Origin of the sequence: Capnocytophaga sp. oral taxon 336 str. F0502 (genome assembly GCF_000411575.1) — a bacterium.
Lineage (GTDB): Bacteria > Bacteroidota > Bacteroidia > Flavobacteriales > Flavobacteriaceae > Capnocytophaga > Capnocytophaga ochracea.
In genome coordinates this window covers 196194-212335 of record NZ_KE150491.1, presented here as the reverse complement: position 1 = coordinate 212335, position 16142 = coordinate 196194, and the positions used below count along the sequence as shown (strand labels likewise).

The window sequence follows — 16142 nt, the reverse complement described above, 5'->3', positions numbered from 1 at the left end:
AAAAAATAAGAGGCTATCTGAATTGGATAGCCTCTTGTTCTTTTTAAAAAAGCTTTTATTTGTTGTAAACGCTTTCTTTTTTGAAGTGTTTAGCCAACAAATAATAAACAACTGCACGGTGCTTATTTCTGTTTGATTTACCGTATTTTTCTAACACAGCTTCAATAGCTTTGTCTAACTCAGGACCGTCTTTCAAACCTAATTTTTTGATTAGGAAGTTTTGTTTTACACGGTCTAACTCTGCTTGGTCAGAGCCTGATACTTTAGAAGCATCGGCGTTGTAGATAGAAGGACCTAAGCCCACAGTTACTTTTGTTAAGAACGCTACATCTGGGTTCTTTTCACCACATTTTTCTTTCAAATCTTGGGTGTACACAGCAATTAATTCATCACGTTTGCTCATAATTTTTTATATTTAAAATTATTAATGCGGTAAAGGTAGTCATTTTTTCAATACCTCAAAATATTTTAACAAAACTTTATCATTTATTTTTCTTGGTGTATGGATTTCTAACAGCTTAGGTTTCTCTGATACTTCGAAGAAATTGCTTAAATCTTTCTGTAAATCAGATAGATTAGTTGCTAACTGATAGCTAATGCCATACATTCTACAAAAATGTTCTGCTGTAAGCCTATGAGGTGTCTCAAAGAAGTATTCAAAGTTAGGGTCAGCTTTATCACCGGGTAGTATTCTGAAAATGCCTCCACCTTGATTATTGAGGAGAATCACTCTAAAGTCTTGTGGAATATATTTGTTCCAAAGAGCATTGCTGTCGTAAAAGAAACTCAAATCACCTGTAATGAACACTGTGGGCGATGCGCTTCCTACAGCAGCCCCAATAGCAGTGCTCATACTACCGTCGATACCGCTAGTACCTCGGTTGCAAAACACCTTCCAAGAAGGGTGTGCTTTTATCAGTTGGGCATACCTAATTGCAGAACTATTGCTTATCTGTATAATATAATCACTAGGAATATTACTGAATACCTCACTGTACACTTTAAAATCGGAAAAAGGCATTTGGCTGATATACTCTAAATGTATTTGCTGTATCTCGTTTTTCACCTCTAACCACTGCTGTTGATAAGTAGAAGAAACATTAACCAAATTAGGGGTTACTTCCCTCAAAAAAGTATTGATATCCGCTTTAAAATGAGCTGTTAAACAGAAATACGAATCATAACCTTTGTGCAAATCTACATTATAGTGATAAGTAGGTTTATAACTACGTAAGAACTGTTTTATCTTTTTGGAAACTACCAAGCCTCCAAAAGTAAGTAATAAATCAGGTCGTAAGGCTTCTTTTAGAGCTGGGTCTCTTTCAGTATAAGTGAGCAATTTATCGATATAAGGAATAAAATCGGAGTGGTGCAAGTTAGATGTAGTTTCTGTCAGTACCAATACCGAGGGGTCTTTAGCAAGCCATTCTACATATTGTGCTTCTACACTATTAGGAGCCAACACTCCTACTAATACCATTTTTTTAGCTGAATCGTTCCAATGTTTCGCGAAATCAGTAACTCTTTCCTTATTAATAATAGGTTTCTGTGGTTTTGTAGCTATATTCTTAAAAAGATAGTGCTCTTCCGTAGTAAGGTATAAGGGTTCTTCAAAAGGTACATTGATGTGCACCGGCAATTGCTCCTCTATAGCTGTATTCAGTGCCCTGTTTAGCTCGTAAAAATTGCTTTTATCGCTATGTGCCTCATCGGATAGATTGGCATTGTAGGCACTGTGGCTTGCCAGTACATTCACCTGACGTATGGTTTGCCCATCGCCTATGTCTATTTTGCTCGACGGACGGTCGGCTGAGATGACCACCAATGGTATATTGCTGTAAAAAGCCTCTGAAAAAGCAGGATAGTAATTCAGCAAGGCAGAGCCCGATGTACACACCACTGCTACAGGTTGGTGTAATTGCTGAGCAATGCCCAAGGCAAAAAAAGCAGCACAACGCTCATCTACGATGCTGTAACAGTTAAAATAAGGGTCGTTGGCAAAGCCAATAGTCAGAGGGGCATTACGCGACCCTGGTGAAATAACAATGTGCTTTACTTGTTTGGCTTTACAGGCTTCTATTACGTATTGTGCTAATTTTATTTGAGGTCTTTTCATCTATTTGGTGCGCTTATTTTTATGCTGATAATACTCGTATAAGGCTACCTGTGAGCGCAAAGAAGGGGTAGTATGAGGGCGATAGGTATTGTCTTGTGCCTCGTTAATTATACGTGCCTTTACATTGTCTGCCCAACTTATTTCGAAGGTGTCTATCAACTCTTGCTGTATTGCTTTGTCGTAAATAGGGCAACCTACTTCTACTCTGAATGAAATATTGCGCGTCATCCAGTCGGCTGAAGAGATGTACAATTTAGGGTTGCCTCCGTTGGCAAAGATAAACAAACGTGGATGTTCCAAGAACTTATCAACTATACTTATTACCTCTATATTCTCACTCATTCCTTCAATACCAGGCACTAAACAGCAAATACCACGTACAATCATTTGTATTTTTACTCCTGCGCGGCTAGCTTCGTATAGCTTGTCTATCATCTTGTAGCTAGTGATGTTATTCATCTTCAGCTTGATATATGCCTCTTTGCCTGCCTTAGTATTCTTGATTTCTTCGTCTATCAGGTGTTTGAGTTGCTTTTTGGTATAGTGTGGAGACACTATCAGATGCTTGAATTTTTGCACATTGTAGTTAGTATCGAAGAAGTTGAACACTTTGTTCACCTCTTTGAGTATCTCCTGATTGGCAGTAAACAGCGTATAATCAGTATAGATTTTAGCAGTAGTTTCATTGAAGTTACCAGTGCTGATAAATCCATAACGTTTCAGTTCTTTACCTTCTTTACGTTCAATCACACATATTTTACTGTGTACTTTCAGTCCGCGTACGCCGAAGATGACTTTTACACCTTCTGCTTTTAGCTGTTCAGCATATCGTATATTCGATTCTTCATCAAAACGAGCTTGCAATTCTATCTGTACGGTTACTTGTTTGCCATTTTTCACTGCATTGATAAGTGAATTAACTACTTGCGAGTTCTTTGCCAAACGATAAATGGTTATTTTCACCGATTTTACCTTAGGGTCAAGGGCAGCTTCCCTCAAAAACCATATAATGTTAGAAAAAGTATGGTAAGGCGTGTATTGCAAATAGTCTTTTTCGGCAATTTTCTTTAGCAAACTCTCTTCTGAGGTGAGTCCTTGTACAGGCAGTGGCTGTATAGAGGCATATGTCAAATCCTTACGCCCTAAGCTGGGGAAGTTCATAAAGTCGCGGCGGTTATGGTAGCGCCCTCCTGGGATTACGCTGTCGGTTTTCATAATACCCATTTTCTCTAATAAAAATTGCAAGGTGTCCTTGTCTATCATCTTGTCGTACACAAAGCGCACCGGCTCGCCTTTGCGTCTGTCTTCTATACTGGTCGAGAGTTTCTCGATAAAGCTCTTGCTCAAATCATCGTCTATGTCCAACTCGGCATCACGAGTGATTTTAATCATATTTGCCGTAAGCGATTCGTAATTGAAAATGTTAAATATCTTGTGCAAGCAAAAGCGTATCACATCATCAAGCATAATAATATAATGCTTATCTCCTATTTGAGGCAACTCTATAAAACGGTCGAGGGTAGCAGGCAACTCAATAAGGGCGTACTGTATTTTTTCTTTATAAACACGTGATGAAAAGAACTTTTGTACTCCTGAGGCTTTTTCGTCTTCTTCTTTTAGGGTCATTTTTACTGCCAAATACGCCACATCGTCTTTCAGTTGTGGGAACTTCTCTAAATCGTTAAGGATAATAGTAAAAAGGGCGGGGCGTACTTTATCGTAGAAATAGGTATTTACAAAGGCTTCGTGCTCGGGTAATAACGTCTTTTCATCTACTATAAATATCTGCTCTTTCTCCAATTCCTTGGTAATAGTGGCAATAATTTTCAAACTCTCTTCTTGTAGTTGTATTACCTCTTTGGTAATTTCTTCCAAGAGCTCTTTGGCGTGTACCCCCAGTTCTTTATCTGAGGTTTCGTTCATCGCCACTCGTTTTACAGTAGCGTAACGCACTTTAAAGAACTCATCTAAGTTGTTCGAGAAGATACCCGCAAAACGCAAACGTTCCAATAGAGGCACTCGCTCATCGGCTGCCTCTTGAAGTACGCGTGCATTGAATTTTAGCCAACTCAATTCGCGGTTAATATATTGATTTTTTAGCTTCATTTTACTTCATTTTGAGCCATTTCCACACCTCTCTATAGCTAGCTTTTTTGCCGTACATCAAGATACCAATGCGGTATATCTTAGATGCTAATTTAATGACCGCAAAGAAAGTGAGATACAAAATAACGAGGGAAATCAGTACTTCCCACCACGCTACCCCAAACGGTATGCGCATCAACATTACTACGGGCGAAGTGAGAGGTATGTATGAAAATACTACCGAAATCGTACCGTGAGGCTCTTCAATTACCGAGAACATACCTACATAAAAGGCTAATATTAGCGGTAATAATATAGGCATTAGGAACTGTTGTGTGTCAGTTTCGTTGTCTACCATTGCGCCAATCATCGCATAAAGCGAACTGTATAACAAATAACCTCCTATGAAAAACAATAGGAACACCACAAAGGTTTCCGCAAAAGGGAAATGGTACAAAGCAGCCACTATATTGTTGATTTCCGACACGTTACCCGCTCCTTGTACCGCTTGTGCAGAAACATTTACTTCAAAGAAGGAGGGTGCTAATGCCAACAGTACACCTCCTATAACTATCCATATCGCAAACTGGGTAAGACCTGCTAATGAAGTACCCAATATCTTGCCTAACATTAGTTCAAAAGGCTTAACTGATGAGATAATGATTTCCACAATGCGATTGGTTTTCTCCTCTATCACACTGCGCATTATCATATTACCATAGATGATGATAAACATAAAAATAAGATACCCCGCTATGCCTCCAATGGTTATTTTCATTACGTTATCCAACTCCGAGGTCTTCTCTCCCGTAAAATTCTCCATTTGTATGCTTATATGCGTTTTAGCGGCATCTATCTCTTTTTTGTCAATCCCTTTTTTAGTAAGGTTATGCTGAAAGAGTGTCCGCTCCATAGCATTAGTAAGCTCACTGGTAAGCGATAACGAAGGCGACTCTTCACTATAAAAAGCAATATTTTGGTCGCCTTTATCAGGGATATACAACAATCCGTATTTGCTTTTTGCCAACACTTCGGCTTTGGCATCTTTGAGTGAAACATTGCTGAGATATTCGTACTGAATAGTCTCGGTATTCTCAAAAGTGTTGGTATAGAGTCCGCTCTCGTCTACAATCACAATATCCTTAGCCTTGCTCTTATTGTTTACGTTGGTCAAAAAACCAATCACAAGCGCAAAGATAACAAGTATCAACGGACTTACAAACGTCATTATTACAAACGACCTATTACGTATTTTATTCAAGTACTCTCTTCGAGTAATAATTCCTAAGTATTTCATCTTAATTTGTCAATTTATGCTATCTAAAAGTCACTTTTGTGTCGCTACAGCTCTTCCTTTTGAAGGTTTGATTACGGACTGTCTCCCTTTGGAGGGGGAACGGAGGAGGTTAAAAATCTATATTCAATAAAGAACCTTTCCTCTCTTTATTCACTTACTCCGTTATAGCAGACAACCTTTCAGACATCTTATACTATTCTTTCAATTTATTAATGGTCGATATAAAAATCTCATCTACTGAGGGAATAGACTCTACAAAGTGTGTTACTTCGGCACGTGTAGTGAGGTATTGCAACAAATCGTTAGCCGTTTGTCCCTCTTTCTTCTGGATATGTAATTTTAACTCGTCATATAGCGTTTTAAAATTTGTCTCACTCACTTCAAATTGGCTTTTAAGTTCAGCTAAGAGGGCTGTTTTCTGCTCTTCAGCAACTTTTAAACCTACTTCATACAAGTTGTTCTTATAAGCCCTCTTAATGTCGATGAGTTTACCATCTAATATCTTACGCGATTTATTGATTAGCGCAATATGGTCGCACAACTCTTCAACCGATTCCATTCGGTGAGTAGAGAAGATAATCGTTGCTCCTTGCTCCCGTAAGTATAGAATTTCGTCCTTGATAATATTCGCATTGATGGGGTCGAAACCGCTAAAAGGCTCGTCGAATATCAGCAGTTTAGGATTGTGAAGTACAGTTACCAGAAATTGAATTTTCTGTGCCATACCTTTGGAGAGCTCTTGTACTTTTTTGTGCCACCAATCGCCAATATCAAGGCGGTTGAACCAAAAATTAAGTCGCTCCTTAGCTTCTTCCTTGCTCAATCCTTTCAGTTGTGCTAAATACAAAGCCTGCTCACCTACCTTCATCGTTTTGTACAAACCACGCTCTTCGGGTAAATAGCCTATTTGTGCCGTATGCTTAGGTTGTAACAGTTCTCCGTCGAAGAACACTTTACCTGCATCGGGCAATACAATTTGGTTGATAATACGTATCAGTGAGGTTTTTCCCGCCCCATTAGGTCCCAGCAGACCAAAGATACTCCCCTTAGGGATATGTAACGACACATCGTTTAAAGCCGTATAGTCGCCGTATTGTTTACTAATATTTTCTATTCTAAGCATTTATTTAATGGTTACTGATAAATGATTAACAGTTAATTCTAAAGTGCAAAGATATAGCAATTCAAACTCAAAAGCAAATATTTATCATTGGTTTGTATTCAGTAACTTTGCTAATGGTTGTTCTATACTACAAAGCTTTTTTGCGTTTTCCTCGCAATATACCCCATTTTAACACTTTTTTCTCAATAAAAAGAAGAGTGTTTTTTATGAGTTGATATACAGCATACTAAGGGATTATCTTCGCCTTAGCTTCGGTTTAGGTTCGCCTTACCTTCGCTCTTCCTTCGGTTAAGATGGCTCAAAAGTAAAAGATAAAAATTAAACCAATATATTGTTTATCAATATTTTGTATTTTTGAAGTTCAAAATAAGACCTTGTGGTATAAATTTAAAAAATCTGCGGTATTTAATATTCTTTAACAGAAAAATCTCAGTACATTTTAGCTCATTACCCCAAGCCCCAATCTGCCCTATTCTATTCACTCAATCATCATTATTAGTATTATTGGCATTTCTAGTATTAACTTTGGTATTATTGGTATTATTGGCATTAACCGGGTATTAATTTTATAAATAACTTGTCGTTTTAAATAAAAATCGTACTTTTGCATCTCAAAAATAAATACTAATGATTGCTTTAAATTTTATATGGAATTCTAATGAGATTCTTGCCTCTTTAAACCTACCTTTTATAGGTACTTTTTCACTTCGCTATTACAGCTTAATGTTTATTGTGGCTTTTAGCTTGGGGTGGTTTCTCACTAAAAAAATATACCTCAACGAAGGAAAAACAGTACAACAGCTGGACACCTTGTTCGTTTATACCGCTATAGCTACCTTAGTAGGCGCACGTTTAGGCGATTGCTTATTTTACAATTGGGATTATTTCAAAGACCACTTGCTCGAAATCTTTTTACCTATTAAAGAGAAACCTGGTGGCGGTTGGGAGCTTACAGGCTTTTCGGGTTTAGCAAGTCACGGAGCTGCCGTAGGTATTATTATCGCAATGATACTGTATGTGCGTAAGTATAAAGATATTAGCCTATCGTGGATATTAGACCGTGTGGTGATTCCTATCACTATCGGAGGTATGTTTGTGCGTTTTGGTAACTTTTTCAATTCCGAAATCAACGGCAAAATAGTAAGCAATACTTATCCGTTAGGGGTGAAATTTGTACAAGGCGGAGCTATCTCTCCCCGTCGAGCAATGGCTATTACTGAACAAACCGACCCTCAAACTGCTTATAAACTCATTGCTCACGACCCTCGTTATGCTGATATTTTAGCTTCTATCCCTTACCAACACCCTGCACAATTATACGAAGCCTTTGGCTATTTTTGCTTGTTTTGGGTATTGTGGTACGTGTATTGGAAAACTGACAAAAAAGACCAACCTTACTTCATCTTTGGACTATTTTTAGTACTCTTGTGGAGTATTCGTTTTGCAGTGGAATTTGTAAAAGAAAGTCAAGGAGGTTTCGAAAGCTCTCTCGGCTTGCTCTCTACTGGTCAGTGGCTCAGTATTCCATTTATCTTAGCAGGTTTCTACTTGTTATTCAGAAATCGCATCGAAACACGTAAGTATTAATATTAATTTTGTGAACATTTTAGAACTTAATTAGAGTTAAAATTTAAATTTTATAATTAGAATGCAATTTTTTAGAAAACACTTTGTAACTGTAGCATTAGTATTGGTAGCCTTAGCAGCTATTGCCCTTATTTTACCTCGTTTCTTCTCTAATGAGAGTAATAGAGTACAAGAAATAGAAATCACTCCTCAGGATATTGATTTTACTCGGGACGGTGAACTCTCTATCTTTAAAAACGACTCTCTTATCCAAACTATTGAAGTTGAATTTGCTAAAAATGATGAGGAACGTGCCTTAGGGCTAATGTACCGCTCTTCAATGGACGAACATCAAGGAATGTGGTTTATTTTTCCAGAAGAAGCTCCTCGTTCTTTCTATATGAGAAATACTGAAATACCTTTGGATATCATCTATTTAGATAAAGATAAAAAGGTGGTAAGTATAGCTAAAAACGCTCGCCCTTACGACGAAACCTCTTTACCTTCAGAGAAACCCGCTATGTATGTATTAGAAATCAATGGAGGATTGTCCGATAAATGGGGAATTGAAAAAGGCGATAGAATGGAAGTAAAATAAGTATCCCTATTTGCAAATATGGAAGAACAAGTAATATTAGTGAACGAACACGATACTCCCATAGGCTTAATGGGGAAGCTTGAAGCACACCAAAAAGCGTTATTACATAGGGCTTTCTCGGTATTTATACTCAACGATAAAGGGGAGATTATGCTACAACAAAGAGCTGCGAGCAAATATCATTCGCCTAACTTGTGGACGAATACTTGTTGCAGTCACCCACGTCAGGGCGAGACAACTATTGAAGCAGGCAAGCGTCGCTTACGAGAAGAAATGGGTTTTGTTACTGAACTTACCGATATATTGAGTTTTATCTACAAAGCCCCTTTTGATAACGGACTTACAGAGCACGAACTCGACCATATTCTCATAGGATACTATAACGCCTCCCCTACTATCAACCCTGAAGAAGTAGCCGATTGGCGTTGGGAACTTCCAGAAAAGATAAAAGAAGATATTGCTAAGCACCCGCATCGGTATACTGAATGGTTTAAGATTATTTTCGATAAATTCTTACATCAAGTACTAAAAGGATAAACAAAATAGGCTATTTGAAAAATCAAATAGCCTATTTTGTTATTTATAATCATTAATTTATCCCTTCTTCGCAAAAAACTCTTCTATACTTTTATTCTCTTTTTTCTTACTTCTATATTTAAAATAATAAGCTAACATCTTGTAATAAAGTTTAGCTGCCAAGAAAGCCGTAGGCTTAGCCTGCGGACTATCCATTAGTTCTACAATGTCAAACGCTACCACATTACATTTTTTAAACACTTTACGTAAGAGTTTAAGAGTAGGGTACCATTGCAATCCTCCTGGTTCAGGAGTGCCTGTTGAAGGTGCAATAGCAGGATCGAAAGCGTCTAAATCTATCGTGATATATACATTCCCCGATACCTTGTCAAGTACATCTTCAACCCACTCCTTGTTTTTAGCTATTTCGTGAGCGAAAAATACACGTCCTTTTGGTAAATACTGCTTCTCTTCTACATCCATCGAGCGAATACCTACTTGTACTAATTTGTGTTTTTGGTTGGCTTCAAATACGGCACAAGCGTGATTAGAGGTCGAACCGTGATATTCAGGGCGCAAATCAGTATGGGCATCAAGTTGCAAAACTGTGAGTTTTTCATACTTTTCACCTACGGCACGTATAGAACCAATAGACACTGAGTGTTCTCCACCAAAAAGAGTAAATAACTTATCTTCGTGCTTCAATAGTTCTTGGGTCTTTTCATAAACCGCTTGCGTCATTGCCTCTGGCGAACTGTTTTCGCTTACTTCACCTGCTAAAAACACTCCGTTGAGATAAGGCTCGGTATCTGTTTCAATATCGTATAGTTCCATATTTTCTGAGGCATCTAAAAACAATTCAGGTCCTTTATCGGCTCCTTTACCCCAAGTAGACGTACCATCATAAGGTACTGTTACCAGCATTACTTTCGAATTTTTCAGCGTTGTATTTTCTGTTGGAATACCTGCATATGTTCTTTTCATTATCTGATTTATTTAATAAATAGGGCACAAAGATAATAAAAAAATCCTAAGTTTAAACACTTAGGATTTTTTAACGCACAACACTACTAAGATTATAGGTCTATCGCAATCGGTCTGCTGATTTTACGAGCTTCTCGTCCCGTCTGATAGCCTTGTTGGCTAAAAACAAAAAAACGATAGAAAGCACGGGTACGAAAACCCCAACACCTTTCTCCGAAAGCAAGCCTTCTCCAGATGAGTTTAGCATTCGATATACAAATATTCCTAGTAAAGTAAAATTTATAAGGACGTTCAGCCAGTTAAGCCACTGCTGAACACTTCTTTTCTTATATTTAAATATGGTGTATAGAGCCAATATTGCTGTTATCCCTAATAAGATACTCCTAAGCCAATCTATACTGAAAAGCATCGGGACGGCTACGGTAGCTACAATCACTACCAACAGCATATAAATAGTTTGTATTCTCTGAATCATTCTTTTTTGTTTTGAACGTGCAAATATAGTACTTTTTCTAAAACCTGAAAAATATTTTACTTTAATTTATCAAAACCATTACCATAAACCCCCATTACGTTGGTCTTTGTTACAAAGGCAGCAGGATCTATTGTTCGCACCAAACGGAAGATAGAAGTAGCCTCTGTACGGCGAGCTATTACAATCACTATTTTTTGTGAGGATTTAGAATACCAACCTATCCCATCGATAATAGTACAACCGCGTTTGAGTTCACTATTGATGTGGTTTGCTATCTCATCATAGTGTTTAGAGAAGATAAACAACTGCACCGACTGTCTTGCTCCATTGATAACAATTTCTACCATCTGCCACATCAGTGGTAAGAGGATAAGTCCATAAATAGTCTTTTCGAGTGAATTGTCTTGGCGTTCCAAAATGAAGAAAGACGATAGCACGATACACACGTCCACCACCAAAAGAATACGCGCTATACTGATGCTGTAATACTTGGTAATAACAAAGCCTATTATATCAGTGCCTCCTGTACTTCCGTTAGCTGAATAAACCAATCCTAAACCTGTACCGCATAGCAATCCTCCCATAATTACATTTAAGAAGTCGTCTCTCAAAGGAGGGTGTTCTATAAAGTAAGGCATTAAATACTCTTTCCCAGCCCAAATCAATCCCGATAGAATAGTTATAGAGATAAGTGTTCGGTAGGTGAATTGCTTACTCATTGCTTTAAAGCCTATCACCAAGAGTATAAAGTTGATAATCCAATAGGTAATAGCCAAGTCGGCTCCTAACTTATAATTTAGGATAAGACAGATACCTGCCAAACCTCCTGTTACTATCCCATTAGGCATTATAAAGCCTGTAATTCCTATCGCATATGATATAAGCCCTAAGATGATAATAAGATAATCCTTTATGTAAAAAGACTTTAAGTATTTAATAGTCTTGCTATCTGCTATTGCCATAACACTACTTTAATTTTACAATGATTCTTTAGTCGTTTATTTTTTAGGCGCAAAAGTACTATTTTTAATTGAATGTGCAAACCAAAACTGAAAAAGTGTTTTTAATTATTGCAAACTCTCTTTTATACGTCTTATAGCTTCTCGCAAATCTTTCTCGGAAGCGGCATACGAAAAGCGAATACAATTAGCATCACCAAAGGCTTCACCTGTAACAGTAGCTACCATTGCTTCTTCTAACAGATACAAAGAGAAGTCGGTTGCGTTGTGGATATTGCGACCTCTTAGGGTTTTGCCAAAGAAAGACGATACATCGGGGAAGACATAAAAGGCACCTTCGGGGACGTTGAGTTTGAACCCGTCAATCTCACTTAGGAGTTGTAATACTAAATCTCTGCGCCTTTTAAACTCGTCTACCATATATTGTATTTTGCTCTTAGGAGCTTTCAGGGCAGCGATAGAAGCGCGTTGAGCTATGGCATTAGCACCGCTGGTTATTTGTCCTTGTACTTTGGTACAGGCTTTAGCAATCCATTCAGGAGCTCCCATATAACCTATGCGCCAGCCGGTCATTGCAAAGGCTTTGGACATTCCATTTACGGTGATGGTACGTTCATAGAGTCCGTCGATTTCGGCTACACTAGTTACTCTCTCATTGGTGAAGTTGATATACTCATAAATCTCATCAGAGAGAATAAAGATGTTAGGGTGTTTTCTAAGCACTATGGCAAGAGCTTCTAATTCTTCTTTGCTGTATATAGAACCACTGGGGTTACAAGGGGTATTGAACCATACCATTTTAGTTTTAGAAGTGATGGCAGCTGCTAATTGTGCAGGAGTTATCTTGAAGTCGCTCTCAATGGTTGTATGAACCTCTATGGGAACGCCTCCTGCCATTTTAGCTATTTCCTTATAGCTCACCCAATAAGGAGCAGGAAATATCACCTCGTCACCGGGATTAAGCATCGCCAAGGCTACATTTGCCAAACATTGTTTAGCTCCCGTAGATACTACTATTTGTGAAGGCTTGTAATGAAGGTTATTGTCGCGTCTGAACTTTTCGCAAATCGCCTCTCTCAATTCCAAATAACCATCAATAGGAGTATATTTGCTATAGTTCTGTTGTACTGCCTCGATAGCTGCTTCTTTTATAAAATCAGGGATATCGAAATCGGGTTCGCCTAAGCTAAGACCAATAATATCCTTGCCTTCGGCTTTTAGTTCACGTGTTTTGGCTGCCATTCCTAAGGTAGCCGATACTTCCATAGCGTTGATACGGTCAGATAAATACTGTTTCATACTGTTTTAAAAAGTTTATTTCAGTTGTAATTCTACCCATACAGGTAAATGGTCGGAAGGATAGAGACCATCGATGCGGGTTTCTATAATTTTATATTGTTTTACTTTTATAGACTTCTGAACAAAGATAAAATCTATATGTCCTTTTAAAGGTTCATCGGTTTTAAAAGCATTGAAAGTACCCATATTAGGTGTTTTATTAGTGGGTGATAACTGGGTATCGTACAACTGAGATGCTATTTTTTGCACGGCAGGGTGCTCAGTAGGAAGATTGAAATCACCCATTAAGATGACTTTCCCGCTCTTGGCAATCTCTTTAATTTTCTGTAAAACCAAATCAGCACTTTGTACCTGAGCTACTTTGCCTTCGTGGTCGAAATGGAGATTGAACACCCAAAAAGTCGTCTTCTTATCTTTGAGTTTCACCCAAGAGCAGATACGGTTACAGCAAGTAGCGTCCCAGCCTAAGGAAGGCACCTCAGGAGTTTGAGAAAGCCAAAAGTTCCCTTTGTCGAGCAAGGTAAAACGACCTTTTTTGAAGAAAATAGCCGAATGTTCACCCGCTTCTTTGCCGTCGTCACGCCCTACACCTTCACGCTGATAAGTAGGGAAACGTTCTTCCAAAAATTTAAGTTGGTGTGGTAAGGCTTCTTGTACTCCAAAGATATCGGGGTTTGCCTCTGTAAGCACTGTAAATACCTTTTCTTTCCTATTACCATCAGTCCAAGCGTTTACACCGTCTTGAGGAACTTCGCAACGAATGTTATAGGTCATTACAGTTAGGTCTTGCGCTATGGAAAAAGTAGGCAAGACACATAAAATAAATAATAATGGTTTCATAATAATGTTACTTTTAAATCATTCTTTTCGGTAAATAGGGTAAATAGGTGCATTTTTACCTTCTTCTTTCCCTAAAACACTATCAAAAAAGTTCCAATTAAAGAAAGAATCAGGTGCTTGAGGTTCTAAGGTTTCTAACAGATAGTGTTTAGCGGGTTGCGCTACCTCAATAAGATAATCGCCTTTGTAAAATTGTACTTTTTCTTTCTGAGAACTCACTTGTGTTTGGTGATGCAAATAATGCCCCTCAAACGGATAGGTATAAGTTTTAAAACCCTCAATGCGATAAGATGTTACATTCATCAGCGTATCTTTCTCTATTTCTGTTATTGCTACACCGTTAGCTTTTAGGCGGTCAATTACTCTTTGCCATACTTTAGGAACGATATAACTTTGAGGAATACTAACACTCTGCACGGGTTTAAAATGATTGTAAAGAGGCTTTTCATCTACTTTTGTATATTGAGTAGAATCTATTTCCCATTCCAACGAATATTCTTTTTGTGCATTATCAGCCTCTGTTTGTTTGATTTTTACTTGCTTGATATACTGATTGTCAGCATCGGCTATTTCTACAAGGGTCTTCATCATCTCATAGTTAGCTTCTACGCGTTGTTTGTAGGGTTTCTGCCCATTAGTATTAATGCGGATACTCATACAGTTCCACAAGCTGACATAACCAGTGGCATATCGAGGAATATCGGGGTGTGAGGATAAGGTTAATTGCTTAAAAGAAGCTCTCAAACTATCGCTTTGGAAAGGAAGTTGCCTTTTTTCTAACTGCTGAGAGAGACGTGGCAATAAAGCATCACGTACATAACCTCCTGTAAAAACGCCTAACTTCTCAATTTGTGAGGTAGAATAGCTTAACACATAAGAAGCATTAGCTACATCAGTTACGTGGTTATCAATAAAGATATCTGGCTGTACTTCTTGTAAGATTTTAGCAAACGACAAGGTATTTTCTACATCAGCTTTTACAAAATCGCAGTTCAAATTGTAGTTTGCTTCACTATTTTTCTTACCTGTGAGCATTCCGCCTATATTGTACACTGGGATAGTTACTACTATCACATTTTTGGAAAGCTTGATTTCATTCTGCGCCAAATTACGAAAGAGCAACATAGTAGCGTCCACTCCATCAGGTTCGTTGCCGTGAATAGCATTATTGATAAAAACAATAGTTCTATCTTTGTGATACTTGGAGAGATTAAACTCGGCATCGGGACTGTAGATTACCAAGTGCAACGGCTGACCATTATCGGTTTGCCCCATTGTTTTAAAGGAAATAGATGCAAACTCTTTCGATAAATCTTTGTAGTACTCTATTACTTCCTCATATGATGAGCTCTTGGTACCATCAGTTTGCTCAAAGGGTGTTTGGTAGTTTTCTCTTGGAGAGAAGAAAGGTGTATCACAACCCGCAAAAGCCACAGCTAATATTATATAAGCAATATATTTCACTTCTATTTTTAACATATTATTCTTTTAATATTTATTTTTTAGCAATTGATTGACCTTATACCTTTGTCGAACAAACTTACCTTATAGCCTAAGGCTTTGGCATCATTAGCACTATAAGCTACACAAAAATCACCTGCTAAGCCACAAAATACGAGTTCTGTAATGCCTTTGTCTTGCAAAAAGCCGTGTAATCCTGTGTTGTTCTGTTTATTATTATCAAAAAAAGCACTGTAGCTATCTACTTCGGGGTTCATTCCTTTGCGAAAGATGGCTGCAATGGGACGAATATCTAAATCTTTATGCAGTTCAGCTCCGAAAGTACCTTGCACACAGTGGTCTGGCCACAGTATTTGGTCGATACCTCCGAGCTGTATTACTTCAAAAGGCTTTTTACCAGCGTGCTGACTTGCAAAACTTTTATGAGTAGCAGGGTGCCAATCTTGTGTTGCAACAATAAGGTCATACCCTTGTGTCATTTCGGCATTGATAAAGGGAATTATTTGGTCGCCTTGGGGTACAGGTAATGTACCGGTAGGCATAAAATCGTTTTGAACATCTACAATTACAAGTGCTTTCATAGTAACTCTTTTCTAAACTAATGATTAATGATTAATGGTTAATGATTAATAGTTAATGGTGAGTTAGGAAGGTTTATAATCTTATGTGATAAACGGTGCGAGCCACACTAGCAAATAAGCAATGAACGAACAAATGACGAACAATGAACGAACAAATGACGAACAAATGACGAACAAATGACGAACAAATGACGAACAAATGACGAACAAATGACGAACAAATGACGAACAAATGACGAACA

At 38.0% G+C, this 16142-nt stretch carries 15 protein-coding genes; 3 read left to right on the top strand and 12 right to left on the bottom strand.

Features of this window, described 5'->3' with window-relative positions:
* Positions 1-55: 55 nt before the first annotated feature.
* The 5 genes from HMPREF1528_RS08860 to HMPREF1528_RS08840 all read right to left on the bottom strand — a co-directional run bounded on the left by HMPREF1528_RS08860 (position 56) and on the right by HMPREF1528_RS08840 (position 6621).
* Complete coding sequence (locus HMPREF1528_RS08860; RefSeq protein WP_009419954.1) at positions 56-403, bottom strand: DUF2853 family protein; 348 nt, start codon at positions 401-403, stop codon at positions 56-58.
* 39 nt (positions 404-442) lie between these two features.
* A complete protein-coding gene (gene menD / locus HMPREF1528_RS08855; RefSeq protein WP_016479484.1) occupies positions 443-2116 on the bottom strand; it encodes a 2-succinyl-5-enolpyruvyl-6-hydroxy-3-cyclohexene-1-carboxylic-acid synthase in 1674 nt (557 codons plus the stop codon).
* On the bottom strand, positions 2117-4222 hold the full coding sequence (ppk1, locus tag HMPREF1528_RS08850) for a polyphosphate kinase 1 (RefSeq protein WP_016479483.1): 2106 nt from the start codon (positions 4220-4222) through the stop codon (positions 2117-2119).
* A 1-nt stretch (position 4223) separates the two neighbouring features.
* Positions 4224-5498, bottom strand: a complete 1275-nt coding sequence (locus HMPREF1528_RS08845) for an ABC transporter permease (RefSeq protein ID WP_016479482.1) — start codon at positions 5496-5498, stop codon at positions 4224-4226.
* Between the two features lie 193 nt (positions 5499-5691).
* Positions 5692-6621: an ABC transporter ATP-binding protein gene (locus HMPREF1528_RS08840; protein WP_016479481.1), complete on the bottom strand. Its 930-nt coding sequence runs from the start codon at positions 6619-6621 to the stop codon at positions 5692-5694.
* A 627-nt stretch (positions 6622-7248) separates the two neighbouring features.
* Between HMPREF1528_RS08840 and lgt the strand changes: the two genes are divergently transcribed.
* The 3 genes from lgt (at position 7249) to idi (ending at position 9322) form a co-directional block, all read left to right on the top strand.
* Positions 7249-8208 carry a prolipoprotein diacylglyceryl transferase gene (lgt, locus tag HMPREF1528_RS08835; protein WP_002672317.1) on the top strand — a complete coding sequence of 320 codons (960 nt, stop codon included), beginning with the start codon at positions 7249-7251 and terminating at the stop codon, positions 8206-8208.
* Between the two features lie 61 nt (positions 8209-8269).
* Positions 8270-8785: a DUF192 domain-containing protein gene (locus HMPREF1528_RS08830; protein ID WP_016479480.1), complete on the top strand. Its 516-nt coding sequence runs from the start codon at positions 8270-8272 to the stop codon at positions 8783-8785.
* 18 nt (positions 8786-8803) lie between these two features.
* Complete coding sequence (gene idi, locus HMPREF1528_RS08825; RefSeq protein ID WP_009751480.1) at positions 8804-9322, top strand: isopentenyl-diphosphate Delta-isomerase; 519 nt, start codon at positions 8804-8806, stop codon at positions 9320-9322.
* Positions 9323-9379: 57 nt separating this feature from the next.
* On the opposite strand, the gene speB is transcribed toward idi, so the two are convergent.
* The 7 genes from speB to pncA form a co-directional block, all read right to left on the bottom strand.
* Complete coding sequence (speB, locus tag HMPREF1528_RS08820; RefSeq protein ID WP_016479479.1) at positions 9380-10285, bottom strand: agmatinase; 906 nt, start codon at positions 10283-10285, stop codon at positions 9380-9382.
* Between the two features lie 100 nt (positions 10286-10385).
* Positions 10386-10760: a DUF4293 domain-containing protein gene (locus HMPREF1528_RS08815; protein ID WP_002672326.1), complete on the bottom strand. Its 375-nt coding sequence runs from the start codon at positions 10758-10760 to the stop codon at positions 10386-10388.
* A gap of 56 nt (positions 10761-10816) precedes the next feature.
* Positions 10817-11722 (bottom strand): YitT family protein, encoded by a 906-nt coding sequence (locus HMPREF1528_RS08810; RefSeq protein ID WP_009411114.1) that lies wholly within the window; start codon positions 11720-11722, stop codon positions 10817-10819.
* A gap of 105 nt (positions 11723-11827) precedes the next feature.
* A complete protein-coding gene (locus HMPREF1528_RS08805; RefSeq protein ID WP_016479478.1) occupies positions 11828-13018 on the bottom strand; it encodes a pyridoxal phosphate-dependent aminotransferase in 1191 nt (396 codons plus the stop codon).
* 15 nt (positions 13019-13033) lie between these two features.
* Positions 13034-13858, bottom strand: a complete 825-nt coding sequence (locus HMPREF1528_RS08800; RefSeq protein WP_016479477.1) for an endonuclease/exonuclease/phosphatase family protein — start codon at positions 13856-13858, stop codon at positions 13034-13036.
* A gap of 18 nt (positions 13859-13876) precedes the next feature.
* Positions 13877-15337 carry a M14 family zinc carboxypeptidase gene (locus HMPREF1528_RS08795; RefSeq protein ID WP_016479476.1) on the bottom strand — a complete coding sequence of 487 codons (1461 nt, stop codon included), beginning with the start codon at positions 15335-15337 and terminating at the stop codon, positions 13877-13879.
* 23 nt (positions 15338-15360) lie between these two features.
* The gene (gene pncA / locus HMPREF1528_RS08790; protein WP_016479475.1) at positions 15361-15900 is read right to left on the bottom strand and encodes a bifunctional nicotinamidase/pyrazinamidase; all 540 of its coding nucleotides are present in this window, start codon (positions 15898-15900) and stop codon (positions 15361-15363) included.
* Between the last annotated feature and the right edge of the window lie 242 nt (positions 15901-16142).

What these genes read in the sequence shown, in the direction of transcription:
- HMPREF1528_RS08860 (WP_009419954.1), bottom strand. Translation starts at nt 403, where the DNA reads ATGAGCAAACGTGATGAATTAATTGCTGTGTACACCCAAGATTTGAAA.
- menD (WP_016479484.1), bottom strand. Translation starts at nt 2,116, where the DNA reads ATGAAAAGACCTCAAATAAAATTAGCACAATACGTAATAGAAGCCTGT.
- ppk1 (WP_016479483.1), bottom strand. Translation starts at nt 4,222, where the DNA reads ATGAAGCTAAAAAATCAATATATTAACCGCGAATTGAGTTGGCTAAAA.
- HMPREF1528_RS08845 (WP_016479482.1), bottom strand. Translation starts at nt 5,498, where the DNA reads ATGAAATACTTAGGAATTATTACTCGAAGAGAGTACTTGAATAAAATA.
- HMPREF1528_RS08840 (WP_016479481.1), bottom strand. Translation starts at nt 6,621, where the DNA reads ATGCTTAGAATAGAAAATATTAGTAAACAATACGGCGACTATACGGCT.
- lgt (WP_002672317.1), top strand. Translation starts at nt 7,249, where the DNA reads ATGATTGCTTTAAATTTTATATGGAATTCTAATGAGATTCTTGCCTCT.
- HMPREF1528_RS08830 (WP_016479480.1), top strand. Translation starts at nt 8,270, where the DNA reads ATGCAATTTTTTAGAAAACACTTTGTAACTGTAGCATTAGTATTGGTA.
- idi (WP_009751480.1), top strand. Translation starts at nt 8,804, where the DNA reads ATGGAAGAACAAGTAATATTAGTGAACGAACACGATACTCCCATAGGC.
- speB (WP_016479479.1), bottom strand. Translation starts at nt 10,285, where the DNA reads ATGAAAAGAACATATGCAGGTATTCCAACAGAAAATACAACGCTGAAA.
- HMPREF1528_RS08815 (WP_002672326.1), bottom strand. Translation starts at nt 10,760, where the DNA reads ATGATTCAGAGAATACAAACTATTTATATGCTGTTGGTAGTGATTGTA.
- HMPREF1528_RS08810 (WP_009411114.1), bottom strand. Translation starts at nt 11,722, where the DNA reads ATGGCAATAGCAGATAGCAAGACTATTAAATACTTAAAGTCTTTTTAC.
- HMPREF1528_RS08805 (WP_016479478.1), bottom strand. Translation starts at nt 13,018, where the DNA reads ATGAAACAGTATTTATCTGACCGTATCAACGCTATGGAAGTATCGGCT.
- HMPREF1528_RS08800 (WP_016479477.1), bottom strand. Translation starts at nt 13,858, where the DNA reads ATGAAACCATTATTATTTATTTTATGTGTCTTGCCTACTTTTTCCATA.
- HMPREF1528_RS08795 (WP_016479476.1), bottom strand. Translation starts at nt 15,337, where the DNA reads ATGTTAAAAATAGAAGTGAAATATATTGCTTATATAATATTAGCTGTG.
- pncA (WP_016479475.1), bottom strand. Translation starts at nt 15,900, where the DNA reads ATGAAAGCACTTGTAATTGTAGATGTTCAAAACGATTTTATGCCTACC.